21 protein-coding genes and 1 pseudogene are annotated in these 26,683 nt (G+C 44.3%); 2 read left to right on the top strand and 20 right to left on the bottom strand.

Features of this window, described 5'->3' with window-relative positions:
* Positions 1-247: 247 nt before the first annotated feature.
* The 9 genes from H7F26_RS16865 to H7F26_RS16905 all read right to left on the bottom strand — a co-directional run bounded on the left by H7F26_RS16865 (position 248) and on the right by H7F26_RS16905 (position 9,975).
* Complete coding sequence (locus H7F26_RS16865) at positions 248-904, bottom strand: ABC-2 transporter permease (RefSeq protein ID WP_003182390.1); 657 nt, start codon at positions 902-904, stop codon at positions 248-250.
* A complete protein-coding gene (locus H7F26_RS16870; protein WP_196757926.1) occupies positions 888-1,757 on the bottom strand; it encodes an ABC transporter ATP-binding protein in 870 nt (289 codons plus the stop codon). Before H7F26_RS16870 ends, H7F26_RS16865 begins: the two co-directional genes overlap by 17 nt.
* An 11-nt stretch (positions 1,758-1,768) precedes the next feature.
* On the bottom strand, positions 1,769-2,143 hold the full coding sequence (locus H7F26_RS16875) for a GntR family transcriptional regulator (RefSeq protein WP_003182395.1): 375 nt from the start codon (positions 2,141-2,143) through the stop codon (positions 1,769-1,771).
* 289 nt (positions 2,144-2,432) lie between these two features.
* A complete protein-coding gene (locus tag H7F26_RS16880) occupies positions 2,433-3,284 on the bottom strand; it encodes an SDR family oxidoreductase (RefSeq protein ID WP_009328139.1) in 852 nt (283 codons plus the stop codon).
* 37 nt (positions 3,285-3,321) lie between these two features.
* Positions 3,322-4,392, bottom strand: a complete 1,071-nt coding sequence (gene uxuA / locus H7F26_RS16885) for a mannonate dehydratase (protein ID WP_003182399.1) — start codon at positions 4,390-4,392, stop codon at positions 3,322-3,324.
* Positions 4,393-4,636: 244 nt separating this feature from the next.
* A complete protein-coding gene (locus H7F26_RS16890; protein WP_061876355.1) occupies positions 4,637-7,045 on the bottom strand; it encodes a glycoside hydrolase family 31 protein in 2,409 nt (802 codons plus the stop codon).
* Between the two features lie 19 nt (positions 7,046-7,064).
* Positions 7,065-8,360: a TRAP transporter large permease gene (locus H7F26_RS16895; protein ID WP_003182404.1), complete on the bottom strand. Its 1,296-nt coding sequence runs from the start codon at positions 8,358-8,360 to the stop codon at positions 7,065-7,067.
* A 38-nt stretch (positions 8,361-8,398) separates the two neighbouring features.
* Entirely contained in the window at positions 8,399-8,914 is a 516-nt protein-coding gene (locus H7F26_RS16900) for a TRAP transporter small permease (RefSeq protein WP_003182406.1), read from the bottom strand.
* 50 nt (positions 8,915-8,964) lie between these two features.
* Positions 8,965-9,975, bottom strand: coding sequence for a TRAP transporter substrate-binding protein (locus tag H7F26_RS16905; RefSeq protein WP_003182407.1), 1,011 nt, complete (start codon positions 9,973-9,975; stop codon positions 8,965-8,967).
* A 458-nt stretch (positions 9,976-10,433) separates the two neighbouring features.
* On the opposite strand from H7F26_RS16905, the gene H7F26_RS16910 reads away from it, so the two are divergent.
* On the top strand, positions 10,434-11,444 hold the full coding sequence (locus tag H7F26_RS16910) for a LacI family DNA-binding transcriptional regulator (protein WP_003182409.1): 1,011 nt from the start codon (positions 10,434-10,436) through the stop codon (positions 11,442-11,444).
* A gap of 214 nt (positions 11,445-11,658) precedes the next feature.
* Here the strand turns inward: H7F26_RS16910 and arsC are convergent, their stop codons facing one another.
* The 4 genes from arsC to H7F26_RS16930 all read right to left on the bottom strand — a co-directional run bounded on the left by arsC (position 11,659) and on the right by H7F26_RS16930 (position 14,949).
* The gene (gene arsC, locus H7F26_RS16915) at positions 11,659-12,078 is read right to left on the bottom strand and encodes an arsenate reductase (thioredoxin) (protein WP_003182412.1); all 420 of its coding nucleotides are present in this window, start codon (positions 12,076-12,078) and stop codon (positions 11,659-11,661) included.
* A gap of 22 nt (positions 12,079-12,100) precedes the next feature.
* Positions 12,101-13,396: an arsenical efflux pump membrane protein ArsB gene (locus H7F26_RS16920; protein WP_003182413.1), complete on the bottom strand. Its 1,296-nt coding sequence runs from the start codon at positions 13,394-13,396 to the stop codon at positions 12,101-12,103.
* A 123-nt stretch (positions 13,397-13,519) separates the two neighbouring features.
* On the bottom strand, positions 13,520-13,867 hold the full coding sequence (locus tag H7F26_RS16925) for an ArsR/SmtB family transcription factor (RefSeq protein WP_003182415.1): 348 nt from the start codon (positions 13,865-13,867) through the stop codon (positions 13,520-13,522).
* A 488-nt stretch (positions 13,868-14,355) separates the two neighbouring features.
* A complete protein-coding gene (locus tag H7F26_RS16930) occupies positions 14,356-14,949 on the bottom strand; it encodes a YdeI/OmpD-associated family protein (RefSeq protein ID WP_003182416.1) in 594 nt (197 codons plus the stop codon).
* A 91-nt stretch (positions 14,950-15,040) separates the two neighbouring features.
* Here H7F26_RS16930 and H7F26_RS16935 point away from each other — a divergent pair, with 91 nt between their 5' ends.
* Positions 15,041-15,796, top strand: coding sequence for an endonuclease/exonuclease/phosphatase family protein (locus H7F26_RS16935; protein ID WP_003182420.1), 756 nt, complete (start codon positions 15,041-15,043; stop codon positions 15,794-15,796).
* 222 nt (positions 15,797-16,018) lie between these two features.
* On the opposite strand, the gene H7F26_RS16940 is transcribed toward H7F26_RS16935, so the two are convergent.
* The 7 genes and pseudogenes from H7F26_RS16940 to H7F26_RS16970 all read right to left on the bottom strand — a co-directional run bounded on the left by H7F26_RS16940 (position 16,019) and on the right by H7F26_RS16970 (position 26,668).
* A complete protein-coding gene (locus H7F26_RS16940; protein ID WP_003182422.1) occupies positions 16,019-16,876 on the bottom strand; it encodes a RhaT/GlcU family sugar-proton symporter in 858 nt (285 codons plus the stop codon).
* 145 nt (positions 16,877-17,021) lie between these two features.
* Positions 17,022-18,155 (bottom strand): annotated as a pseudogene (locus H7F26_RS16945) (glycoside hydrolase family 10 protein); the annotation flags it as partial.
* 128 nt (positions 18,156-18,283) lie between these two features.
* On the bottom strand, positions 18,284-19,486 hold the full coding sequence (locus H7F26_RS16950; RefSeq protein WP_003182427.1) for a DHH family phosphoesterase: 1,203 nt from the start codon (positions 19,484-19,486) through the stop codon (positions 18,284-18,286).
* A gap of 154 nt (positions 19,487-19,640) precedes the next feature.
* On the bottom strand, positions 19,641-20,399 hold the full coding sequence (gene pflA, locus H7F26_RS16955; RefSeq protein ID WP_003182430.1) for a pyruvate formate-lyase-activating protein: 759 nt from the start codon (positions 20,397-20,399) through the stop codon (positions 19,641-19,643).
* A gap of 57 nt (positions 20,400-20,456) precedes the next feature.
* The gene (gene pflB / locus H7F26_RS16960; RefSeq protein ID WP_003182432.1) at positions 20,457-22,682 is read right to left on the bottom strand and encodes a formate C-acetyltransferase; all 2,226 of its coding nucleotides are present in this window, start codon (positions 22,680-22,682) and stop codon (positions 20,457-20,459) included.
* Between the two features lie 497 nt (positions 22,683-23,179).
* Complete coding sequence (gene dacB / locus H7F26_RS16965; protein ID WP_011198028.1) at positions 23,180-24,649, bottom strand: D-alanyl-D-alanine carboxypeptidase/D-alanyl-D-alanine endopeptidase; 1,470 nt, start codon at positions 24,647-24,649, stop codon at positions 23,180-23,182.
* An 840-nt stretch (positions 24,650-25,489) separates the two neighbouring features.
* Positions 25,490-26,668, bottom strand: a complete 1,179-nt coding sequence (locus tag H7F26_RS16970) for an NAD(P)/FAD-dependent oxidoreductase (RefSeq protein WP_003182436.1) — start codon at positions 26,666-26,668, stop codon at positions 25,490-25,492.
* Positions 26,669-26,683: the final 15 nt, after the last annotated feature.

Genomic DNA, 26,683 nt, shown 5'->3' on the forward strand with positions numbered 1-26,683 from the left:
ATAAGTATACTATATACGTAACCGTTTACATTATACAGTGAAATAAAAGGGCCAAAAGTTTCGTTTTTTACCGAAACTTCCGGAAAAAATGCTTTTAATCAACTCGGAAATTTTTCTTTTATAGGAATTTTTTATAATAGATGATAGTGAGGGGAAAGAGAAAAGCAGACGGCAGAATGAAAACAGCCGCACGGTTCTGAGCAACGGAAAAAGGATCAACGGTGCTGCTCCCGCCGATCCTTAAACATTAAAATTCTCTTTTATTATAAAAGCTGAGCGATATCGCGTATGAAACGGAGATCATCACGAGCAGTACACCAACCAAAAGGATGAATGTACCCGCATTTGACATTCCGCTCAGAAAAGCCGTTAATTTTTGGCTCAATGCAAGGTTCTCGTCCGCGTCTATAAATTTAAAAAAGGCTGTTCCTCCAAAAATAATGAAGAAAAATATGAGGATATTAGCCATTTTGGACTTCAAATAGCCGTACTTAAAAATCAGCGGAAATGAGATCGAGCTAAATAAAGTGACAGCCACAACAGCACCCATCGCTCCTGAAAATGTCAATGGGAAATCAAGCGGCAAGTGCAGCAAATGTCCGACCGCATTGATCAAAGAATAGAAGAGAATGGCATAAGCCGCATAGACATAAACCGATACATATTTCGATAATACGATGATGTTTCTTTTAATAGGCAAGCTGATCAGGATTTTGTCACTGTTGTTTTTGTCTTCCAAGGAGCTTGCGCCTAATGCCAGCTGGTACGTGACAGCCAATACAGCGACCGTATATCCGACAAGCTCAAGCTGCGACAATGTAAAAGTGAAAAAAATCATCAATAACAGCGATAGCTTCATTGCCCTTTTCTGCATTAAAATATCTTTTTTAATTAGATGATACACGATGATCACTCCTGCCGGTTGAAAATACCAAAATATCTTCCAAAGTGGGTTTTTCTATCATGACGGAATCCCCGAAATGCTGAACGACTTCCCGCTTATCTCTGGAGAGCGCTTCAAAACCATAGCGGTTTTTCTTGATGCCGATTAAGGCGTCTTCGTTCCCTTTGCGCAGCGTATCGAGGTCTCCTTTCACAATGCAGTACTCCTCCAACAGCTCATCCTTTGTCTTGCTCAGCACGAGCCGGCCGTTATGAATGAAAGTAATATAGTCCGCTACTTTTTCTAAATCAGAGGTAATATGCGTCGAAAAGAAAATCGACTTGTTCTCGTCCTGCAGCAATGTTTGCAGCACGTCGAGGAGCTCGGACCTGACAAGCGGATCCAGTCCTGATGTCGGTTCATCCATGATCAATAATTCGGCATGATGGGAAAGCGCGACCGCCAATGAGAATTTCATCTTCATCCCTTTTGACAAGTTTTTGATCTGTTTGTTTAAAGGGAGCTGGAAGTCTTTTGCGTACCGCTGAAAAACAGCTTCGTCCCACTTTTTGTAAAACGGTCTGATGATTCCTTTCATTTCGTTTGGTGTCAGTTCTTCGTAAAAATGATTTTCATCGTATACAAAGCCGATTCTCTGCTTGATTTCGATATTGTGTTTTTCATTGTCGAGACCGAAAATGCTGATGTTCCCTTCGTCTTTTTTGATCAGGTTCATGATCAGCTTGATGGTCGTGCTTTTTCCGGCTCCGTTCGGGCCGATAAAACCCATAATATAACCTTTCTCAAGCGAGAAGTTGATGTTTTTTAAAGAGAAATCTTGATAGTGTTTTGTTACATTCTTTAATTCCAGTATGCTGGTCACTTTTACCACTCCTCATAAACCAGTTTGAGCATCTCTTGGAGTTCTTCGTATGTAAAGCCGATTTGTTTCGCTTCAGTAACGGCTTCTGCTATGTGTTCTTCGATTAATTTGACTTTTGTTTCCCGCAGCATGTCCTTGTTAATGGCTGCGACATACGAGCCCTTTCCCGCGACTGTGACGATAAACCCTTCTCTCTCCAGCTCGTCATAGGCTCTTTTTGTTGTAATTACGCTGATTTTAAGCTCTTTGGCCAGGTTTCTGATCGACGGGAGCGCCTCTGACTCTGAGAGTTCTCCCTTGACGATTTGATCTTTTAATTGGTTGACGATCTGCAAATAAATCGGTTCATCAGATGAATTTGAAATGATGATATTCAAAGCATGACATCCCTCTATTCGTTATAACTGTATATATACAATATAAACAGTTATAACACTGTTGTCAAACCATCACAAAACAATGCATATTATTTGCGATGGTTTTGTATTACGTAGCAGCAGAAAACCTCCTGTTTCCAGCATGGCAGATCATACAAAAATGTTGTTTATCTTCTTGTTTGTAAAACGGAAAAGTTGAAATAATAAATCCCAATTTCTCAATGTGACACAGAGAAATTGGGATTTTTATCAGTGTTGAAAATCAGCTTTTTGGAGCTAACCCCGTTAGTTATACTCCAGAATAGGCGGAGAATCCTCCATCGACCGGTATGATGGTTCCAGTGACAAATCGCGAGGCTTTATCGCTTACCAACCATAATAACGTTCCGATTAGATCTTCCGGAACCCCAAATCTATCCAACGGCGTCTGGTTGATAATTTTTTGTGCTCGCTCCGTATATGTTCCGTCTTCATTGAGCAATAGGCTCCTATTTTGGGCGGTAAGAAAAAAGCCTGGGGCAATGGCATTGACACGAATTCCGACTTTTGACATATGCACAGCAAGCCATTGTGTAAAGTTACTGACGGCCGCTTTTGCACCGCTGTAGGCGGGAATTTTCGTCAGCGGCGTATAGGCGTTCATGGATGAGATGTTAACGATCACATTTCCGTCGTGATCAGCCATGTCTTTTGCAAATACTTGAGTGGTTAACAGTGTACCAAGAAAGTTTAAATCCAATACAGACCTTACACCCTCTATTTCTAAATCAAAAAACGTAGTCAATTCTTTAGTATTCAAGTCTTTTTTATATAAATATTCTTTATCTGTTGTTCCCATTGGATGATTGCCGCCTGCTCCGTTAATGAGGATATTGCATCTGCCGAATGTTCTGTTAATGAGTTGTTTCGCTTGTTCAAGGCTTTGTTTATCAAGGACGTTTGCTGTAACGGCAAGTGCTTCGCCTCCGTTTTCTTGGATATCTCTCGCTACTCTGTCTGCCGATTCAGCTCTTCGGCTGACTACTGCTACTTTTGCACCGCATTGAGCTAATGCTTTAGCGAAACCGCTGCATAAGATGCCGCTTCCACCTGTCACTACAGCCACCTTATCTTTCAAGTTGACATGAAAAGGAATCTGCACATTTATCCCTCGTCTCTGCATTTTAGTTAGTGCTTGTTCATTTATTGCATTCTAAGGCTATCCGCTTCTTTTCTTTCGTCAATGTTTCCCACATTCCATTTAAATACACTGCACCAAGCGCCCGGTCATATAAACCATAACCCGGTTTTCCGGTCTCTCCCCAAATCATCCTTCCATGATCCGGTCTGGCTGGTCCGGCAAAATCTATATCTCTTAATGCTCTTACGATTTCATACATATCTAAAGAACCGTCTTCTGAACGGTGGGAGGATTCTTGAAATGACTTTTCCCCGATGATCTTAATGTTTCTCAGGTGCACAAAGTTAACTTTTCCTTTTTTTCCGAAATAACGAATCAATTCCGGAATATCATTTGTTGACTTCACACCCAGTGACCCGCTGCATAAACACAAACCGTTAAAGGAGCTGTCATAGAGATGAATCAATCGCTCCAAATTCTCTTTGTTCGTTATGATTCGAGGCAGTCCAAAGATAGGCCATGGCGGATCATCCGGGTGAATCGCCATTTTGACTTGTTCATTTTCTGCCGCCGGTATAACCGCTTTAATAAAATACGAAAGATTTTCCCATAAATCCTCTTCCGTCATGTGCTGATATTGTTGAAAAAGATTCTTTAGCTGTCCATCTTCATAGCTTGTGTCCCAACCGGGAAGTTTTAGTTCACCATGTAATGGATTCATTTGTCTAACTTTTTCTTCTTCATAAATTAATGCTGTAGAACCGTCTTCTAGTGCATAGTCTAAAGAAGAACGGGTCCAGTCAAAGACCGGCATGAAATTATAACAAACGATTTTAACACCGGCTTTTGCCAAGTTGCGTATCGTCGTTTTATAGTTTTCAATATATTGATCTCTTGTCGGAAGACCTAATTTAATATCTTCATGGACAGGTACACTTTCAATGACACTTAACGATAAACCATGATTTTCAATTTTTTCTTTTAACTCTACAATTTTCTCATAAGGCCATGCTTCCCCTACAGGAATATCATAAATGGCCGAAACAATTCCAGTAACGCCGGGAATTTGGCGAATATACTCTAATGTGACCGGGTCGCTGTCTCCATACCATCGAAACGTCATTTGCATGGTTCCCCCATCCTCTTCCCTCTTATTATTTAACATTCGATATCATCATTTCGCATGAAATAACAATATATTGGAACGATTTTTTTCAAAGAATTTGCCGATTAGTATCCGCTTACATAAAATTTTCATGATCATGATTCATGTATCGTGCTCGATGACAAAATTCAGCTGGCCGGGATGTAACCGCGGACAAAGATTCCTGCTCGAATTAATGGAAACATCTTCATCATGTGGCCTTAATCTTTTAATCACACGGCAAACTGTAAAAAAACGCTCCGTTTTTGCTTTCCAGTTCTGTGCCATTTACGATCAGTTTTCTCTTTTCTCCATTTGGTACGTGAAAAGTGAGTTGATCATACGATAACTCGTATGTTCCTTCCTTTTGTATTGAAAGTTTGATCCCGTCTTCTGTTGTCTCCATATCGACATGTATAAAGGCAAATGTATGAGTATATTCATTTGTTAACCCATCATCTTCATACAAACGATAAGTCGATTTTCCTTTTCCTTTGAATGGGAATAACAAAAATCCTCTTTCATCTTGGTTCTTTGTTTGGAATGTCACTTTTGCATCATTTACCGGAACGATCGCTCCCGCTTTCGCTAATAGCGGAGTATAATGTAATGGTGCCGGCAGAACGACTGTCTTCCCTCCTTCATACCATGTTCCCGTATGGAAATCATACCAGCCTTTTTCATGGTTCGGTAAATATACTTCCCGCTCCGTCATTCCTTTTTCGACGACAGATGCAACGAGCAAAGATTCACCAAGTATAAATTCATCGTTCTCTTCAAATGTTTTCTCATCATGTTCAAAATCATAAAATGTCGGTCGAATGATCGGCTGATAATGTTCGTGCGCCTCATATAGCGCGGTGTAAATGTAAGGGATGATCTTATGTCTAAACTTAATGAGTTCACGGATTTCATCGATTGTTTCTGGAAACATCCATGGTTCATTAACTGTCCCGTCATCGTTCCACGAATGAATGGTAAATCTCGGATGCATGATACCGTTTTGCACCCATCTTACGAATAGCTCCGGTTCAGGGGCCAGTCCTGAAAATCCGCCGACATCATGGCCGAAATTGTAAATGCCTGATAAACTTAAACCGATGCCAGTTTTAATATTAAATTTTAATGTTTTCCAGCTTGTTCGGTTGTCACCGGTCCAAGTTTGTGCATAACGGTGCATGCCGGGACAGCCGGATCTTGAGATCAGGTACGGGCGTAATTCCGGGTTGTATTCTAGCTGCGCCTCGAAAGACGCTTTCATCATCAAAAGCGGGTGAAGCGCTCGGATCAGTTCAAATTCCACTTCTTTGCCGAAGCCGTGACACTTGGCATTTTGACTCCATATTTCAAATTCGTTATTATCGTTCCAAGTTGAATCAATTCCGTATTCCAACAGCTTTTCTGTTACTTGAGCCTTCCACCAGTCGAACGTTTGGCGCTTCGTGAAGTCTAAATAAGCTCCGATATCATCCCAAAATTGGGCCATTTCCGGTTTTTGTGTTTCTCTGTTTACAATGAACATGTCTTTTTCTTGTAGTTCATCAAAGTACGGATGATCCTTTAGCAAACACGGTTTAATGTTGGCGCATAAACGGACGCCCTTCTCATGGAAGTGTTGCACCATCTCTTTTGGAGCAGGAATTTTGATCTCATCCCAGTTAAAGACATAACGTTTATCACCGATAGATGTGTATCCTGACGATAACTGAAACGAATCGCATAACATATCATGTTCTTCACAAAGACGAACGAAATTTTTTAATTGTTCTTGTGCATTTGGAGCATCGGTATAGCTCATCGTAGAGCCTGAATAGCCCAGGCTCCATTTTGGCGGCAAGATCGTTTTGCCTGTCAGCCAAGAGAATGTTTCGACTACATCTTTTATTTTCGGACCGGCTATGAAGTAGTAGTCTAAATCCCCCTTTTCGGCCTGATAATAGCGGTACAGTCCATGATAGTTATCAAGCTCTGAACCCATATCAAAAATGGAAGCTGATAGATTATCATAGAACATTCCATAGGAGATGCCTGTTTTCTTATGACGTGTAATATAGAATGGGATATGTTTGTATAGCGGATCTGACCGCTCTGCGTCGTACCCCATCGCGTCGATATTTAACATCCGGTAGCGTTTCCCGTGTTTATCGACGTTTCCCGTTTTCTCGCCAAATCCAAAATATTGTTCCTGGACATCGCGTTGTAAATAATGGTACACGCCCTTTCCAAAAGCCCCTTCAAAATTATACCCTTGTGTTTGCCGATCGTTTGCAACATTGATCCATTCAGAACCATTGTGATAAAACCAGCTGATCCTAAAGCCGTTCAATTGAACATGAAGCTTGACCTTGCCGGTTTTCACGATAAAAACATCTTTGACTTGCTGGAATTCGTATTGAGGCAATGTAAATCCGCTCATGTCTAAACGATGGCGTCCCTCCCATGGCACATCGATCTGTCCAGGCGCGACACTCCACGTTTTTTCAAGCGTTAACGCTTCTCCCTCCGTCAGCAAAATCCGAATTATATCTTCTTCAAGAATGAATATTTTCGCATGTGCATGACCGTCATTCAAATGAAAATCCAGCACATTATTCTCTTCTTTCATAAATGTAAACATATAGGTTTCTTTAATTGACATTAAACAGACGCCTCCTGTCTTAAAGTCCAAATAATTGAGGCAACACTAAGCTGATTTGTGGAATGTAGGTAACAATTAAAAGGACGATCATGATCGCAGCATAAAATGGCAGAATCGGTTTAACCACTCGTTCAATATCAACTTTACCTATGCTGCATCCTACAAACAGAGCACTTCCTACAGGAGGAGTGATATTGCCGATACAAAGGTTAAATACGATCATAATTCCAAAATGCACGGGATCCATGCCAAAGCTTTCAACAATTGGCAGAAAGATTGGAGTGAAAATTAGTACAGCCGGAGTGATGTCCATAAATGTACCGATTATTAATAAGATGATATTCATCATCAGCAGGATCAAAATTGGGTTATCTGTAATCCCTAAAATTCCATTGCTGATTGCCGTCGGTATGCCTGTAAACGCCATGACCAATGACAGCATCGTTGATGTCCCAACCAAAAACATAATAACGGCTGTGATTTCTACCGTTTCCAGCAGCATTTTGGGGAGCTGTTTCCATTTCAATGTCCTATAAAAGAGCGACAACAATAAGGAATAAGCCACCGCTATTGCTGCTCCTTCAGTTGCTGTAAATACACCGGCGATAATACCCCCGATTACGATTACAATGAGCAACAGGCTTGGAATCGCATCGAGAAGCACTTTAAAACCTTGACTAATCGTAATCTTTGGCGCAACAGGGTATTTTTTCTTTTTTGCAATCATACAGGCGACAACCATCGTAGCCAGCCCCCACAAGATTCCCGGCAAATAGCCCGCCATAAATAAAGCGGCAACAGATGTTCCGCCGCTGACTAATGAGAAAATGATCAAAAGACCGCTAGGCGGAATAAGCAAACCAGTTGGTGCTGAAGCAATATTTACTGCGGCAGAGTAAGTCCGGTCATATCCTTCCTTTTCTTGAAGCGGCGACATGACCCCGCCGATTGCAGCAGCAGCAGCTACAGACGAACCGGAAATGGAACCGAATAACATGTTTCCGACAACATTTGTATGGGCCAGAGAACCGGGCAGCCTGCCGCTGATCAATTTTGCGAAGTTAATGAGCCGCATTGCAATACCGCCATTATTCATAATAATGCCTGATAAAATGAAGAACGGCACCGCTAATAAAGCAAAGCTGTCGATTCCAGTGACCATTTTTTGCGCCGAAGTGAAAATGGCAACATCAAAAGGAAAAATGGTAAGCATTGTTACAATGGATGCCGCCGCAATACTTACAGAAATCGGAACGCCGAGAAACAACAATATGAAGAATACCGCCGATAAAATGAGACCGGCTGCTATGGCCATATCATTTCACCTCTTTTTTAGTTTTCAAAAAGCCTCAGTCACATCTTTGCTGCTTTTTTTACATCATCACCTGACTTTTGTTTTGAATTGAATTCATGTAAAGATTCATATAAACCGGCCAAGCTGTATCCAATGATGAGTATGCCTGCAACAGGAAGTGATAGATAAACAAATCCCACCGGTATCCCTAATGCTGCTGAAGATTGCTCCATTGTGGTGATCACTGCTTTCGAACCTCCTAACACCAACACAATCAGAGCAAAAGCAATCAAAAGAATCTGAATGAAAGTATGAACGAAAACAGCTGCTTTTATTGGAAGTTTTCGAACGATAAATTCAATCGCCAAGTGCTTTTTTTTCCAAAATGCATAGGCACCGCCTAACATAGAAATCCATATCAGTGAATAGCGTAAAAATTCTTCTGAAAACGTACTGGGAGAATTCAGTACATAGCGCGTAAATACTTGCCATATCGCAACCAAAACCATGATGGCCATTAGTGTGCAAGTCAAACATTCAATCGTTTTATTCACTGCTTTTTTTAAAGCTAGCATATACACCCCTCCCTTATCGAAAAATATTCGAGTCGCTCATTCATCCAGAGTCATTTTACTTTTTTAGCTTTCGCACGAATTTCCCTATAGTATTTTCCGATCAATTCTTTTTTGGCAAACTCATCATGAAGCGGGCTTACCGCATCCCGGAATGGAGTCTTGTCTGGCTTGTGGAACTTCACTCCCATTTCCTTTGCTTTCTCAACCGCATTTTCAGTTTCTTCAGCCCAAACGATTTTGTGATACTCAGTAGACTCTTTCGCCGCTTCGATCACCGCATTCTGCTGTTCTTCGCTTAATTGATCCTTTTTGTCCAAATTCATGATCAAAATATCCGGAACGATTGCATGTTCTGAGTATGAATATTCTTTTGCCACCTCCCCGTGATTGCTGCTTGTTAAAGCCATTTCGTTGTTTTCGGTGCCATCGATTACACTTGACTGCAATGCTGTATATACTTCTCCATAAGCCATTGGAGTAGGTGCTCCACCCATGAGTTCCACCATTCGAATCGCTGTAGCACTCGGCTGCACCCGAATTTTTAAACCTTTAAGGTCATTTGGGTGCATAATCGGTTTGTTCTTTGTGTAAAAGTTCCGTAATCCCGCATCATAGTAGGTTAATCCAATAAACCCTATGTTTTTCGTTGTATCATACATTTCTTTTGCAATATCACTGTCCATGGCTTCATAGAAATGATGTTTGCTGTCAAATAAATAAGGCAAGCTGAAGATGGAGTAGACCTCTGAAAAACTTTCTAAAGCGCTTGCACTTACTTTAGCCAGATCGACAGCCCCGGTCTGTGTCAATTCAATCACTTCACGTTCTGAACCGAGCTGAGCATTTGGATACACTTGCACTTTAACGGTGCCATTGGTTTTCTTTTCTACGTCTTTTGAAAATTTGAGTAAAGACTTGTGGATGGGGTGTTCCTCATTATGGTTGTGAGCAAGCCGTAACGTTACGGTTTTATCGACGCCTATTACATCGCTGCTTTTACACCCCGTAAGCATTCCAAAGATTAAAGCGCATACAAAAAACACGGATAGCATATTTCTCATGAACTACCCTCCTTGAATCTCATAACCGTTGCTTTCTAACCAATGATTGATTGCGATTCATGTTTTCTTTCATCGCCATATTTTTTTGGTAGCGTTTACAATTCCGCTCGAATAGTGAACGAATATGTGAAATTTTTGCATTGTATGTTTCGGTTTATCCCCTGAATCCCGTTTCCAATTATGTTCTGTAACAATTTGTGTAATATTTTAGTGCATTAGATGATCGTTTTTCTCACACATCTCCTCCTTTACGATAAGTTTAACAACGTTGTTAAAAATAAACGTTGCTTCATCATCCGAAAAATTCTTTAACAACGTTGTTATTTTCTTCGGAAGATGTATATGATTGTTATTTTATGATGTATCATTTATAATAACAACGTTGTTATTTATTATCATAAAATTATTTTTGAAAATTTGCAATATTATATTTTTAAAGATGTTTTGGAGGGTCCAAAATGACTGTAACCATTAAAGACATCGCCAATGCTTCCGGAGTAAGCTATTCAACAGTCTCAAAGGCTTTAAGAAACAGCCCTCTTGTAAAACCGGATACAAAGAAAAAGGTCTTGCAAGTTGCCGAACAATTAGGGTATAGTCCGAATTTTGCAGCGAGAAGCTTGGCATCTAAAAAAAGTCAAACGATCGGTCTTGTCTGGCCTACCATTGAAAGAATCGCTTTATCAGCACTTGTTACTAAAATAAATGAAGTGGTCGAAAAGAACAACTATTCAATGATTTTATCTGTTAACAGAGCTAAAGAGGCAGTGGATTTGTTTAAGAGTTTTCGCGTGGATGGAATTATGATTTTTGAAGAAGGCGGCGAAACTCAGCTTAGTGATGATACTGGCTTAACTATTCCTATCTTATCTTACGGAGTGTCAGGTGAACATACACATCCTATTATCGATGTCAATCATAAAAAAGCAATTTACAAAGCCGTTGCGTATCTGTATCAACTTGGCCACAAAAACATTAGCTACGTCGGCGACCTCTCCCCTGCCGACAAGCGTCAGGTTGAAAAAAGCAAAGGGTTTGAAGAGGTTATGATGGAAGCCGGTTTGAAATTAAGTCGAAACAGTATTTTAAATACTAATGGGTTAAGCTGGTATAACGGTTATACCGCTGCGAAAAAACTATTACAACAAACCCCAAAACCTACAGCAATCATTAGCGGAAGCTACGATATCAGTGTAGGGATTTTACGAGCCGTAAAGGAACAACAGCTCAGTATACCCGAAGACCTATCTTTAATTTCTTATGATAATATCCCTCAAATGGCAAGCCTTGAAACCCCGCTGACGAGCGTAGGGGTTCCAATCGATCAATTGGCTCACAAAATGGTCGATTCTCTGCTGTCTCTTATTCGCGAGCCGGGCTCAATACCATTAACTCAAAAAATGGACCCTGAATTAAACGTAAGAATGTCATGCGCTTCTCCAGCAGTTTTAGGTGAAGAAAACAAGTAACATTTAAGACGAGTTTTTCAGGTCATCTTTTCTTTTAAAAGCTGATGGCAATGGATTTTACAGAATTCCTCGGTACATTGATTTCTGAATTTTTACATGAACGGCCGCATGCCTTAGGGTACGTTCTTTCTTTATAGAAAATATATGTTGCAGACGTGTTTTTATATGTTTCTAATAAATGCAAAGCTCAGGTATTGTTACCTGAGCTTTGCATTTATTCTCCTGTCTCCGCAAATCGCTTGATCCGCTCTCCAATTTCATCGCGTACACGCTGAAAGAATGCCCATTTTTCTTCTTCTGTCCCTTCTGCTTTGGCGGGATCGTCAAAACCCCAATGCTCGCGCTTGACGTGCGGCGGTGTCATCGGGCATTTATCAGCCGCGTCCCCGCACAGCGTAATGACGAGGTCTGCGTTGTGTAAGATATCGGGATCAATGATATCGGACGTCTGCTCAGAAATATCGATGCCTGCTTCTCGCATGGCTTTGACTGCGTTCGGGTTTAAACCGTGCGCTTCAATCCCTGCACTGTAGACGTTCCACTCGTCTCCGAGATGTTTCTTCGCCCAGCCTTCAGCCATTTGGCTGCGGCAGGAGTTGCCTGTGCATAAAAAATAGATGGTCTTTTTTGACATTGGTCATCGTCTCCTATCATGTTTAATGGATGATCAGCAGCCACACATAAAGTCCGGCAAGCGTGATGAACAGGGTTGGAATGGTCAAAATGACACCTGTTTTAAAATAGGTTCCCCAAGAAATCTTTACGCCTTTCAGTGAAAGGACGTGAAGCCACAAGAGCGTCGCCAGGGAGCCGATCGGCGTGATTTTCGGACCGAGATCAGAGCCGATGACATTGGCGTAAATCAGCGCTTCTCTGAGAATCCCGTGTGTATCGGTATTCTGAATCGCAAGCGCATCAATCATCACCGTCGGCATATTGTTCATTAATGAAGACAGGATGGCTGCGATAAAGCCCATTCCCATTGTTCCGGCAAACAGCCCTTGATCGCTGACGGTCTGGATGACCTGTGAGAGAACATCTGTTAAGCCGGCGTTTCTCAAACCGTATACCACGACATACATCCCGATTGAGAAGAAAACGATCGCCCAAGGCGCTCCCTTCAGCACTTTCTTCGTTTGCACCGCGGGGCTGTTTTTCGCTGTAATTAAGAAAATGACGGCGATCACGCCCGCGATGATCGAGACAGGGATCGAGAACAGCTCGCTGATAAAGTAACCGGCCAACAGAACGGCTAATATGAGCCATGACAAGCGGAATATTTTCCTGTCTCTAATCGCTTCCGCTGGCTGTTTTACATTTGTCATGTCATAATGCCGCGGAATGCTTTTTCTGAAAAACAAAAAAAGCACGATGATGCTTGCAATAAGCGAAAACAGGTTTGGAACAATCATTCTTGTTGCATATTCGATAAATCCGATGTTGAAAAAGTCTGCTGAGACAATATTGACAAGGTTGCTGACAACAAGCGGCAGCGATGTTGTATCCGCGATAAATCCGCTTGCGATAATAAAAGGAAAAACGAGCTTTTCTTGAAAATTTAACGCGCGTACCATGGCAAGCACAATCGGCGTCAAAATTAAAGCAGCTCCGTCATTGGCAAACAGCGCGGCTACTACGGCTCCCAGCAGGGTGACATAGACAAACATCCGAATGCCGTTTCCTTTAGCTGCCTTGGCCATGTGCAGGGCGGCCCACTCGAAAAATCCGATTTCATCAAGGATCAGGGAGATAATGATGATCGCAACAAATGCCAAAGTCGCATTCCATACGATTCCCGTTACGTCTAATACATCCTGAAAATTGACGACTCCGGCAATTAAAGCCAGCACCGCTCCTCCGCAGGCCGACCAGCCGATGGATAGATTTTTCGGCTGCCAAATCACGAGCGTGAGCGTCAGCAGAAAAATCAAAGTGGCTAAGACTGTCGTCATCGCGTGTACGCCTCCTTCATAGGTTTCCTCTCCGGACACATCTTATAATAAAATTGTTATATAAGTCAATGCTTATATTCGGAATGCAAATGAAAAAGAGGGAACAGTCCACCCTCTTCTGTTTTAACTGCACGAAACGGGTCTTTCTTTTCTTTTAACGGTTTGAAGAACCTCGTCGTGTGCATCGATCTGATTGAGAACGGCAAGGACCAATTCGCGTTCCGGAAAGTCGTCATGAAGCGAATAAAAACGCCATTGTTCCCTTCTCTGTTCCTTGATCATATTTGCGCTTTTCAGCTTTCGCAAATGCTGGCTGATTGCGGGCTGGCTTGTTTCAAACATATCGACAAGCTGGCAGACGCAATATGGTTTCTCCTGAAGCAGTTTCAGAATTAAGAGTCGGGTAGAATCGCTCAATATCTTCATGCAGCTCACCGTGCTTTTCGAATCAAGCTTTGTTTGTACGGACATGACATTCCTCCAATATCAGGCGTTTTGCAGACGTTATGTTGCATCCATTATATAAATGTCCTTTTATATAATCAAGCGGTGATCATCAAGGCGCGGAACTCGTGACAACATCGATTGTCACTGTGAAACACGCTAAAATGATTGACACTAGAGTTGAGGCAAAAATCGGCGTGTCACTGCGTTTTTGCGGCCGGACAAATAAAGGATGAGGCCCATGAGGATCGAACAGCCCCAAATGAAAAATCCGGTTTCTGTAGCAAGCAGTTCCCAATGAAAAAGCCAGACATGAAGGATTCCCAAATGATAATGACCAAAGACAATGAAATATACGTATGTACGTTTTGCAATAGGTTCCTCCAAATTATCATCATACTAGAACAGTAAAGCCTCCGAGGACTCGGAAGCTTTTTTATTCTCACTCATCATTTCGCCGCTTCTTCGGCATGATTATGATTCGCATCTCCCATGAAAGGTAGTTGCGTAATATACTAGTCATTCAATCCCTTTCCATCGAGAATTTGCTGAGTATATTTTTCAATCCGCGACTCTCTGGTTTTGGATTGTTTTGGTTTGGAAAAATAAAGAATATATGCTCTTTGCCGGCCCGGCGTCAATGCTTCAAAAGCCGCTTTTAAAGCTGGGATTTCAGCGAATTTTTTTTGAAGTTCTTCTGGAATTGTATATTCTGCAGCCTGTTTAAAATCCACTTGCAGGCCGGCTTTTTCTACATCAATGGCCTCATTTATATAAGCTTTCAAAATGGTCTCCATTTCAGCTATTTCTTGTACATTGGTGAATCGAACCTGCCGCGCGGCTTGTACATTCTCCGTTTGCTGGATAAGAATCCCGTTGGGGTCCTTTAACAATGCGCCTTTATGAAACAAAAGCGCACAATATTCCTTAAATCCATGGATTAAAACGATGTTTTTATTCTCGAACGTATAACAAGGATGCTTCCACTTGAAATCTTCGTTCAGCTCACATTCAAGTACGATTTGACGGAGCTTCTTAAATTCTTCCTTCCACTTTTCGGCTTTGCTTAAAAATTCATCAACCTTTGGATTCGTTCTGCTATTTGTCATAAGGACCACCCCTCTTTATTTCATAATGTCATTTTAACCTAAACTTGCTCTGCCGACAGCTGAAATATTTTAAGCGTTACGGAGATACAATATGCTTAGCAAAAGAAGAGGCGGGATGATTATGAAATTTAGCATCATGACGTTTAATATCCATCATGGAAAAGGAAGGGACCGCCGCGTTGATTTAGGTAGAACAGCCGGTGTGATCGCTCAAAGCGGCTGCGACATCATCGGCCTGAATGAAGTGGATCGGCATTTCTCAAATAGAAGCGATTACGAAGACCAAATCGGCCGGCTTGCAGAACAATTGAACATGCACTATGCGTACTGCCCCTCCCTTTCATTGAGTTCCGGCGATTCTTCTGAGAAAAGGCAATACGGGAACGCTCTATTAACGCGTTTTCCGATTAAGAAAGAACGGCATCATTCATTCAATTTTGTCAAAGGGCTGATCGAAGGAAGGTCTCTTCTTGAGGCTGATGTCCGGATCGGTGACCGGCTCTTTCGCGTTTTTGTTACGCATTTGAGCCTGAATCCGTGGCTTCACGGCAAGCAGACGGATTTTTTAATCGAGAAGGTTCAAGAGAGCGATCTGCCTGTGATCGTCACGGGAGACTTTAATATGAAACCTTATTCACGGGGATGGAAAAAGGTCGCGGAAAAACTGGCCGACCTGTGGGATGAAAGTCAATACGGACAGGGGTTCACCCACCCTTCCCACCGCCCGAGACGGCGGTTGGACTACATCTTTCTCAGTCCGTCTTTTCATGTGTCAGCGGCTGAAATTGTCGCCGTTGATCCGAACGCTTCCGACCATCTGCCGCTTAAGGGCAGCATCACATATTAAAGGACGGCTTTAGAAGCCGTCCTCAGCGTGTCGACAAACCCTCGCATTCGTTGTCAGGCCTGCGCGTCGGTGCTCACGAATTCCAACATTCGCTCCGCTCCAATGCTCGGCCTTCCTAGACTGCAAGGGTTTTCAATCACGCTGAAAGGATGACAAAATCCCAAAACTAAAAGTCGTTTTGGGATTTTGTCAACAATCTGATGACGGCTTTAGAAGCCGTCCTTAAGCTTTTGCGATGCCCAGCAAAACGCCGGCTGCGACGATCAGTATGATGCCGATGGCGATACCGATCAGCTGCCGCTTTGTTTTCTTTTCGCCGAGCAGAATAATGCCGCCGAGCGTTGAGATGACGATCCCCATCTGTGATAGCGAAAAACTGGTCGCTACGCCGACCCGCGGCTGGGAGATGAATAAAAACATGTTTCCCGCTGCCCAGATTAAACCAGGAATGATATTTTTGATGACGTAAAAATTAAACGGCTTATGCCTGAATGTCAAGATCAAACCGCCGGCAACCATGCCGACAGCCTGAGGAAAAAGAGCCGCCCAGCCGCTGACATCAAAAAGCCGGACGACGACGACATACACGAGATAGCCGAATGTTGAAATCAGCAAAATCACGATTCCTTTTTTCATGTCGCCGGTTTTTTCCTCTGTTTTTTGGCTGCGGTCTTCCAGCGATGTCAGCACGATTCCCACGATGATAAAAATCAGCGCCAGAACGCCGAGAACGATCGAGATTGTCGTCGCCCACTCATGGAAAACAAGCACCCCAAACAGAGAAGTGGATACGAGCTGAAGCCCTGTTGAGATCGGCATCGTTTTAGACACGCCGATCAGATCGATGCTTTTCAGCTGATTGGTCTGGCCGAGCGCCCAAAATAGTCCGGAAACGACGCCGACGGCAAATATCCGGGGGGATAATTCAGGCTGGACGACGAAGTAGATTCCGATTGAAAAAATTAAAGCGCCGAATGTTGTGCCGAGCACCTGGCTGTACGGTCCGCCCCCAAGCTTTACATTAAAGAGCACGATGCTTCCCCAGAAAATCGCTGGTAAAATCGCTAAGAAAATGTCCATTTGATTTAAACCTTTCTTTCCTTGTTTTTATCTATTAAGGTGCACTATCGATGCGATTTTTAACACAAAAAATCCATTTTGAACAACGTTCAAAATGGATTGGTACTGTTACCGCAAAATATCAGTTTTCACTGTTTACGCTGCCAAGCCAAGGCATATCGGGAACAGCTGCCGGTTTTTTGTACAAGTCCTGGATCAGTCTGTCTTTAATGCCGAGCGGATTCCGGTTTAAATCTTTCAGGCTGAAATGGATGCTTCCCATCACATTTGAGGCGCGGTTTAATGCGATCTGCCGCGGATATTCTTCAGGGTCTGACCAGGCGGGATCTGAGTTTTGATTGATTTTATAGGCTGCTTGTCCGATGTATAAATGAACGGGGCGATGGCTGACTTCATTTTTCCACCAGTCCACTAAAATGTCGTAGGAAGCTGGGGCAAAGCCGATGCTCCAGTAGATTTGCGGGGCGATGTAATCGATGTATCCCTGTCTGATCCATTCCCTCGTGTCAGCGTAAAGGTCGTCATAGTTTGTCATTCCGGCGGCTGTATTCGATCCCGTCGGATCATCTGCTATATTTCGCCATACACCAAAGGGGCTGATTCCAAATTTGACTGAGGCCCTCTCTTTTTTGACGGCATCATTGATTTGTTTGACAAGCTGGTTGACGTTGTCCCTTCGCCAATCTTCAATATTTGAAAAACGGTCTTTTCCATATTGTTCATATGTGCTCAAGTCGGGAAATTCGACTCCCGCAATTTTATACGGATAAAAATAGTCATCCATATGAACGGCGTCGACCGGGTAATTCTTGACGACTTCCGCTATGCCTTGGACAATGAATTCCTGGGCCTCAGGGATGCCGGGATTGTAATACAGCTGTCTGCCGTAGGCAACGACCCAGTCGGGGTGCGTTCTGGCCGGGTGATCCTGTGACAGCCTGTTCAAATCGGTATGATTCATCGTGATCCGATAAGGGTTGAACCATGCATGAAATTCAAGCTTTCTCCGGTGGGTTTCTTCGAGCAAAAATGCCAGCGGATCGTATCCAGGGTCTTTTCCTTGAATCCCTGTTAAGTATTCCGACCACGGCCCGTATGCGGAAGGATAAAAAGCATCCGCCGCCGGCTTAATTTGAACGACGACCGCGTTCATCCCCATTGCTGTCACATCATCCAAAAGCTTCACATACTCCGTTTTTTGCTCTTCGATTGTCAGTCCTTTTTTTGAAGGCCAGTCAATATTTGTGACGGTGGCGATCCACACTGCCCGGAATTCTTTAGTTTCGCAGCCTGCGCTCTTTTCTTTCATGAACATCTCCCCTTTTGGAAAAATCAGAACTTTCTGTTATTATATGCCGGATGTTCTTTTTTGTATATGAAAAAACAGGCCAAGACATGTCGCTGTCTTTAGCCTGTCGTTTGAATCGCCAGTTTCACCTGCTGCATCAAATATTGGACAAATGCTTCATCCCTCGCGAGCCATGCAGCGTAATTTCTTTTAATGAACCGCTCTGCCTCTTCGAATGAAGTGAATGTCTCATGCTGAGCCACGCCGTTTAATTGAATGTTCCAGCCATTTGCGCTAGGAAAGAGAAAAAACTGGTCCTCGTCCCTGTTGACATAAAGGCTGCCGTAGTCGGACTTTTTTACATTATAGACGTTTTTAAAGGCATCTGCTCTCAAGGGCTCCAGCGGAAACGGTTCAGTTACATACAGCTTGAACGCTTCATCTGTCAGCGGGCACCCCGCTGCCTTGGCATGGCCGCCTCCGCCGAACGTGCCGGCGATTTCTGATACATCTGTTTCATCATGGATGGTGCGAAGGCTCACTTTTTTGCCGCCCATATTTAAGATGGCGATATAGTCTAGGTGCGGATACGTTTTCCCGAGTTCGTTCCCCACCTCTGAATGATAGGATTCGGCATGCACGATGCCGACGCAGTGCGCATTAATGAAGGTTTGAACGATTTCCCGCCGTTTCCTGCGGATATACCGTTCAATTTTTTCTTCTTCCATATCCAAGATTTTTTCTTCGAATTCATCAAATGAAAACGCGTCGCTTTCTTTAAGGCGCCGGATCATTTTTTCCTCAAATTCGTCGATGGATACCATAAAAAACAGGTCATTCAGGCGTTTCGCTTCGAGAGCGCCCGTCTGTTCCCATTCCCATGTATCATAGAGGCGTACGAGTTCGACGAACTGATCCATCGCTTTTGTCTCTCGAATGTGGCCGTTGTCTATTAAGTATTCATAGAAAAGAGAAGTCGCTGAAGCGAGCCTGCCATCCTCATATTGAACTTTTATCATGCCCCAAGGGCGTTCATTCAAATGAAGCGCAGTTTTATGGTGGTCGATCAGTTTGACCTTTCCCCCCGCTTCCGCATATTGGTCCAGCCTTTCCTCATTTTCTTGATGAACGGACAAGTCCGTGATAAACAGGCCTTCATGCTGTTTTTCTTTGCCTTTTGTCCGCTCCAAAAAACGCCCGACTTGCATGTCGAGTCCGGTGACCGAATTGTAGCGGACCTCGACCCGTTCGCCAAAAGCCACTTTTGCGAGAATTCCGCAGCCGACTCCGTCCAAGTCGTTGTGAGTATACAAATGATACATGCTTCCCGCCCACCTTGCTGTTTTATTGTCGGCCTGCCGCAGCAGGCGCATCTTTCTCATCTTACTATTGTAAAGAAACGGATTTTTTATACAGTTGTGAGGTAAGACAAAAAGGACAGCTTCTTGTTAGAAAAAGTCTGTCCGGCAAAAGCGTTTATGTCTCTTGCAGCAAGGATCCGCCTTGCAAGTGTGCGGTGAGCAGTCTGTACGCATTTTCGGCCCTGTCGGCACTTGGCGGTTCAACCCCTTTTAACGGATAATCCAGGCCAAGCGCTTCCCATTTGTAGACGCCGAGCTTGTGATAAGGAAGAACCTCCACCTTCTGAACGTTCGCAAGCGTGCCGATAAACGTGCCGAGGGCCGTTAAATCGGCATCGATATCGGAGATCCCCGGAACCAGTACGTGGCGGATCCAGACGGGAACTTGATGTTCAGCGAGAAACCGGGCAAATTCTAAAATGTGGTCATTCGGCATTCCTGTCAGGTTGATATGTTTTTTTCTGTTGTGATGCTTGAGGTCAAGCAAAACAAGGTCTGTATACTGGATCAGTTCTTTGATCTGCTCTTGAAATGCCGGCGCAGCCGAATAGCATCCGCCGGACGAATCGAGTGCCGTGTGAATGCCGAGGCTTTTGCATGCTTTGAACAGCTCGATTAAAAACGGCAGTTGTAAAAGCGGCTCGCCTCCGCTCACGGTGATGCCTCCGCCCGATGATTGAATAAACGGGAGATAATGCTGGACATCCTGAACGATTTCGGAAACCGTCATTTGTTTTCCGGTTCCGATTTCCCAAGTATCAGCATTATGGCAAAATTGACAGCGCATCAGGCAGCCTTGTGTGAAGACGACATACCTGATGCCTGGACCGTCAACGGTGCCGAATGTTTCGATCGAATGAATATTTCCATCCATGGAGATCACCTCTTTTTATGAGGCGGAGCGCCTTGGTCGCGCTCCGCTTATTGCTCGCTACATCGATTCATGGAAGGTTCTGCTGATGACGTCTAACTGCTGTTCTTTCGTCAGCTTAATAAAGTTGACCGCATAGCCTGAGACGCGAATCGTTAACTGCGGATATTCCTCTGGATGTTCCATGGCGTCGAGCAGTGTCTCTCTGTTAAATACGTTTACATTTAAGTGATGTCCTGTTTTTGCGGCATATCCGTCAAGGATGCTTGACAAATTGGCGGCGCGGCTCTCTTCGTCTTTGCCAAGCGCTTTCGGGACGATTGAAAAGGTGTTGGAAATGCCGTCGAGCGCATAGCTGTAAGGCAGCTTTGCCACTGAAGACAGCGATGCAAGCGTCCCTTTAGTATCGCGGCCGTGCATCGGATTCGCACCTGGAGCAAACGGTTCTCCCGCGCGGCGTCCATCCGGCGTATTTCCGGTTTTCTTGCCGTAAACGACGTTTGACGTGATCGTTAAAATTGACATGGTCTGAACGGACTGGCGATATGTCTGATGCTTGCGCAGTTTTTTCATAAAGCGCTTGACAATGTCAACGGCGATCGCGTCGACGCGGTCATCGTTATTTCCGTACTTAGGAAAGTCGCCTTCTGTTTCAAAATCGACCGCAATGCCGTTTTCATCGCGGACCACGCTGACTTTGGCATATTTGACAGCGCTTAATGAATCGGCGACAACACTCAAGCCGGCGATCCCAGTGGCCATCGTCCGCAAAATTTCCGTGTCGTGCAGGGCCATTTCAATTCTTTCATAGCAATATTTATCATGCATGTAGTGAATGACATTGAGCGTGTTGATGTACAAGCCTGCGAGCCATTCCATCGTCTGATCGAATTTATGCATCACTTCGTCATAGTCCAGCACGTCGGAAGCAACCGGCGGCATTTCCGGACCGACTTGCATTTTATGCTTTTCGTCTTTTCCGCCGTTAATCGCATATAAAAGAGCTTTCGCCAAGTTGGCGCGTGCTCCGAAGAACTGCATTTGTTTGCCGATTGCCATTGCCGATACACAGCAGGCGATTCCGTAGTCATCACCGTATTCTGGACGCATGATATCGTCATTTTCGTATTGGATCGAGCTTGTTTTAATCGACATTTTGGCACAGTAGTTTTTAAACTTTTGCGGCAGTCTGACAGACCAAAGAACGGTTAAATTCGGTTCAGGCGCCGGGCCTAAATTGTCAAGCGTATGCAGGAAACGGAACGAGTTTTTCGTCACCAGGGCGCGTCCGTCGTGCGCCATTCCGCCGATTGATTCTGTCACCCACGTCGGATCGCCGCTGAACAGTTCATTGTAGTCAGGTGTGCGCGCGAATTTGACCAAACGCAGCTTCATGACGAAATGGTCGACAAGCTCTTGGGCTTCACGCTCTGTTAATACGCCCGTTTTCAAATCTCTTTCGATGTAAATATCAAGGAACGTGGACACGCGGCCAAGGCTCATTGCTGCTCCGTTTTGCTCTTTAATGGCAGCCAAATAGGCAAAATACAGCCATTGAAATGCTTCTCTTGCATTCGCCGCAGGCTTGGAAATGTCAAACCCATAGCTTTTTGCAAGCGCTTTAAGTTCGTTCAATGCTCGGATTTGTTCTGACAGTTCTTCACGAAGGCGGATGTTTTCTTCAGACATCACCCGAGAGGTGCCGGCCGCATCTTTTTTCTTTTCATCGATCAAGAAATCCACGCCGTAAAGCGCCACTCTCCGGTAATCACCGATGATGCGCCCGCGCCCGTAAGCATCAGGCAGTCCGGTAATGATTCCGACTTTTCGGGCGAGCTTCATTTCGTCCGTATATGCGTCAAACACGCCTTGGTTATGAGTTTTGCGGTAATCGGTAAAGATCCTTTCCACTTCTTCATTCAGTTTAAAACCATAGGATTCGCATGCCTGCTTTGCCATTCGGATGCCGCCGAAAGGCTGAAGCGACCGTTTAAACGGCTCATCGGTTTGAACGCCGACGACTTTTTCCAGGTCTTTGTTCAAATATCCGGGACCGTGCGAGGTGATCGTTGAGACGATCTCTGTATCCATATCAAGGACGCCTCCGTTTTCACGCTCTTTTTTTGTCAAATCCATTACATGATCCCATAATGCCGATGTAGCTTCCGTCGGAGGTTCGAGAAACGATTCGTCACCTTGATATGGCTCAAAGTTCGAGAGAATAAAATCGCGGACATTGACTTCTTTTTGCCAAACGTTTGTGGTGAAACCTTTCCATTGTTCCATTTAAATCCCCCTCTTTTTCAAGTTGAAATGATATAACAGTTGTTGCATTTATATCTTATGTTGAATATAACAGGTTTGAATGTGATAAACATCACATATTTTGTGAAATAGTTAACAAATTTGAGAAAGTTCTTTGAACATCGCGTTTTTTTCAATATAGACTGTTGTTTGAAGCAATTTTTATTATTTAAATCTGTATTATAATAAAGTCAAAGGTAACGAAAACTGTTATATAAAAAAGCCGGCAAAATGGCCGGCTTGCACAGAGAAATATTGATCATCAGCCTATCGATACAGTCTGATTGCCGAATGATTCGATGGTGCTTTGGGAGCTGGTGGCAAACATAGCAGTCTTTTGACGAGACCGCTATTGCATGACGTTTTTTCACTGATCTGAGCGAGGAAGCATTTCCGCTCGGAGAGCTCAAGAGCCTTTAAATCCGCCGGCAGCAAAACATGAATTAAAGAAAACCCATTGCCTGCTGCAATGGGAGAAGTCATGAAGAAGCTAATATTTGAACGATTTTGTCTTCAATATCCTTTCCTTTCTCATCATCCACGAGCTGATTGAGGAGAATGGAGAAAATCAATGTCTTTCCGCTTGCAGTATCGACATAGCCCGACAAGGAACTGACGGTTGAAAGAGAGCCAGTTTTCGCCCTGACTTTTCCTTTTAGAGCCGGGTCTTTCAGCCGGTTTCTTAATGTGCCGCCGACCATTCTGTCGCTTTCACCTGCAACTGGGAGTGAACGGGCAAACGACGGAAACCATTTCTCGTCTTGAACGGAATACAATAGCTTTGTGATCTGATGTGCAGAAATCAAATTGATATGCGAGATGCCTGAGCCGTCTCTGAGAACGATTTTTTCCGTGTCCAGTCCAAATCTCTGCAGTTCCGTATTTAACACCTCTAGCCCTTGATCCCAGCTTCCTTCACGTCTCGCGGCCCTTCCCATTTCCTTGATCAGCGTTTCGCCATGGCCGTTGTTGCTGAGCTTCATAAAGGGAATCATCAGCTCTGACAGCGGCATGGATTGATGTGTGGTGATGCGGTGCGCTGTTTTTGGCGCTTTGCCGATTTTAGTCTTTCCCAGGATTCGAATGCCTTGTTGATGTAAAGCCTGTTTAAATAAATCGAGTGCATATTCTGACGGCTCCCAAACCGCAACCCATTGTCTGACCCTTGAAGCGCCTTGTGGAATCGTCCCTTTGATTTGGATGGTATTTCCTCCGTGTTTCCTTTTAATCGTGATATCTTTTTTTCCGTCGGCAGCAACAGTCTTGGCATCGTTTTTGATTTTGACATGGTTTGTTTGCGGGGTGAGCAATACAGCAGGTTTTTTTCCGGTTTTTCCGGCAGGGTTCACGTCGATTATGACCGTTCCGGCATCATAGTCTTCATTTGGCGAAACAGTTAAAGCTGAAATCTGCGCTCCATAGTATGCGTCTTCATCGGTCCAGGAAAGGTCTTGAGAATAGCGGATTTCATCGTACCAGGAATCATCGCCGACCAAGTCTCCCCGGATAACTGTGATCCCTTGTTTTCGGAGTGCTTTGGCCATTTGCTGAAAGTCCGCTGTCAAAAGCGTCGGATCGCCTTTTCCTTTTATATAAAGGCTGCCTTTGAGTGTGCCCGCGGCTCGCGCCCCATCAGCCATTACCTCTGTGGGAAAGGTATAGTCCTCGCCCAGGACGGAATAGGCAGCTGCTGCCGTTAAAAGCTTCAGATTGGACGCAGGTCTCATCCGTGTATCGCCCATATGTCCGTATATCATTTTCCCGCTTTCCGCAGACCTGACGCTGATGCCTGCGAGCGCTCCTTTTAAATCAGGTTCGGTCTTTAACAGCTGATCGATTTGCTCTTTGAGCCCGCCTTTTTCCTCAGCGCCCAAGCCGTCCATGCTGCCGGCCAAAGTCAATACAAAGATCATCATCATACACAGACAAAGCTTCATATGTTTCTTCATCGGATATCCCGCCTCCCGCTTATGTTTTAATACTTTATTGCAAAACGGGGCGGGATATACTCCTATTGGTCGGTTTTCACCAAAAACCTCCGGTATAAAAACAGCAGTATCATAATGTGCAGCGCAATTCCGGTGATCCCGAAAACGAGAAAAAGCCCTTCGTGGGATATTCCCGCCAAGTACGTTTTCGCTGTCCAATAAGGTGAAAACACCGAAAAGCTGCCACGGCACAGGAATAAAATAAACCGCGGCCGGCATGAGAGTGAGCAGGCTGAATCCTTTCATTAAAGCGAGTCCTTCCACTTTGTTTGCGACATAGGCGGCTAAAAGCAGCGTGTAAATCGGGGCTTCAAGCGTGACCATGATCAGGACGAACAATAGGTTCACAGCGCCAGGCGCCATTAGACCGCCGGAGGCAAACAGCAAAATGCTGTAGCATAATGTCATCGCCATCGGCAGGATGAGCCGGATCATGACATATCCGCGCTTCGACAAGGGCGTCACGGCAAAATACTGAATCATATTTTCGTCGCGCTCATCAAGCAGGATAAACCCCGACATGACACCGAGAATCAGGGGGATGAAAAGCATGGCAAGGCTCATGATCAAATGACGGTATGGGGTGATATTGAATTCCGTCAATTCCGCTGACAAAGGAACGCCTGCTGCAGTCACGATGATGAGCAGAAAAGGCGCCAGTCCGTAAAAAGCGAGCTGCGATTCCGTTCTTGTCAGTATATTTTGGTTCAAATTTACCACAATATTTTCATTTGCCCGTCAAATTTAAAGCAAAAAAAAGCACCACTTATAGTTTAAACTATAAGTAGCGCTTCATTTCCATTAATAAGCCAGGCTGAACAGACCTTTTATGTGGCTCAGGTAGCGGACGTTGCTCGCTTCTTTCATCAATGAAGCAGGCAGGCCTTTAAGAGATGTGCTGTTCGCGCCGATAACGGCAACTGCGTCTTTGCGGCCCAGGCTTGCAAGCGTACCTGAGTTGACAGGGCTGAACGTCGCCATTGATTTGTTTTCTAAGTATGCATACAGGTTGTAGCCGATCAGCTCGCCCATTTGCCATGCGATTTGAGCTGTCGGAGGGTACGGACGGCCATCCGGACCGAAGACAACGGCGCTGTCCCCTGCAACAAACACGTCTTCATGTGATGTAGATTGAAGGAAGTCGTTTACAGTTGCGCGTCCGCGGTTGACTTCAAGACCTGATTCGCCGATCAGCGGATTGCCTTGAACACCGCCGGTCCAGACAAATGTATTTGTAACAATTTTTTGTCCGTCTTTCAAATCAACAACGTTTCCTTCTACATTTGTGACAGGCAGTCCTGTCAAGAATTCAACGCCGCGTTTTTCAAGGCTCTTTGTCGCACGTTCGATCAGCTCATCCGGAAGAACCGGCAGGATTTTCGGACCGGCTTCAACAAGCTTCAGCTTGATTTCTGTCGGATCGACACCGTAGCTTCTCGCAAGGCTCGGCATGATATCGGCGAGTTCACCGACAAGCTCGACGCCTGTTAGTCCGCCGCCGCCGATTAAGATCGTAGCATCAGCTTCGTTTTTCGTTTTCGCGTATTCGCGCACGCGCTCTTCAACATGCTTGAAGATTTTGTTTGCATCGTTTGCAGATTTGAGCACCATGCTGTTTTCTTCAAGTCCCGGAATGCCGAAGTAAGCAGTGACAGAACCAAGACCGACGACAAGTGCGTCATATGTCAGGGTAGAGCCGTCAGAAAGAGCGACTTCTTTTTTGTCAACTGAGAAAGAGTTGACTTTGGCGATTTTAAGATCGATGTCTTTTCCTTTGAAAAGCTTTGCAAGCGGCATCGCAACTGCCTGTTCTGACACGTTGCCCGCAGCAAGGCGGTGCAATTCCGTGATGATTTGATGTGTCGGATATTGGTTAACCACTGTGACTTTTGCTTCTTCTTTTGTGTAGTGTTTGCGAACTGTTAGAGCAGACAGTAATCCGCCGTAACCAGCGCCTAAAATGACGATATGTTTTGACATCGTGAATCCTCCGTC

It is taken from the genome of Bacillus sp. PAMC28748 (assembly GCF_014250415.1).
Lineage (GTDB): Bacteria > Bacillota > Bacilli > Bacillales > Bacillaceae > Bacillus > Bacillus licheniformis.

Coding starts and splice junctions, on each gene's coding strand:
- H7F26_RS16890 (WP_061876355.1), bottom strand. CDS start 7,045: ATGTCAATTAAAGAAACCTATATGTTTACATTTATGAAAGAAGAGAAT.
- H7F26_RS16940 (WP_003182422.1), bottom strand. CDS start 16,876: ATGGACATTTTCTTAGCGATTTTACCAGCGATTTTCTGGGGAAGCATC.
- H7F26_RS16910 (WP_003182409.1), top strand. CDS start 10,434: ATGACTGTAACCATTAAAGACATCGCCAATGCTTCCGGAGTAAGCTAT.
- H7F26_RS16920 (WP_003182413.1), bottom strand. CDS start 13,396: ATGACGACAGTCTTAGCCACTTTGATTTTTCTGCTGACGCTCACGCTC.
- pflA (WP_003182430.1), bottom strand. CDS start 20,399: ATGGATGGAAATATTCATTCGATCGAAACATTCGGCACCGTTGACGGT.
- arsC (WP_003182412.1), bottom strand. CDS start 12,078: ATGTCAAAAAAGACCATCTATTTTTTATGCACAGGCAACTCCTGCCGC.
- H7F26_RS16900 (WP_003182406.1), bottom strand. CDS start 8,914: ATGCTAGCTTTAAAAAAAGCAGTGAATAAAACGATTGAATGTTTGACT.
- H7F26_RS16950 (WP_003182427.1), bottom strand. CDS start 19,486: ATGTATCATTTGTATACTCACAACGACTTGGACGGAGTCGGCTGCGGA.
- H7F26_RS16930 (WP_003182416.1), bottom strand. CDS start 14,949: ATGACAAATAGCAGAACGAATCCAAAGGTTGATGAATTTTTAAGCAAA.
- H7F26_RS16935 (WP_003182420.1), top strand. CDS start 15,041: ATGCTTAGCAAAAGAAGAGGCGGGATGATTATGAAATTTAGCATCATG.
- H7F26_RS16905 (WP_003182407.1), bottom strand. CDS start 9,975: ATGAGAAATATGCTATCCGTGTTTTTTGTATGCGCTTTAATCTTTGGA.
- pflB (WP_003182432.1), bottom strand. CDS start 22,682: ATGGAACAATGGAAAGGTTTCACCACAAACGTTTGGCAAAAAGAAGTC.
- H7F26_RS16925 (WP_003182415.1), bottom strand. CDS start 13,867: ATGTCCGTACAAACAAAGCTTGATTCGAAAAGCACGGTGAGCTGCATG.
- dacB (WP_011198028.1), bottom strand. CDS start 24,649: ATGAAGAAACATATGAAGCTTTGTCTGTGTATGATGATGATCTTTGTA.
- H7F26_RS16970 (WP_003182436.1), bottom strand. CDS start 26,668: ATGTCAAAACATATCGTCATTTTAGGCGCTGGTTACGGCGGATTACTG.
- uxuA (WP_003182399.1), bottom strand. CDS start 4,392: ATGCAAATGACGTTTCGATGGTATGGAGACAGCGACCCGGTCACATTA.
- H7F26_RS16895 (WP_003182404.1), bottom strand. CDS start 8,360: ATGGCCATAGCAGCCGGTCTCATTTTATCGGCGGTATTCTTCATATTG.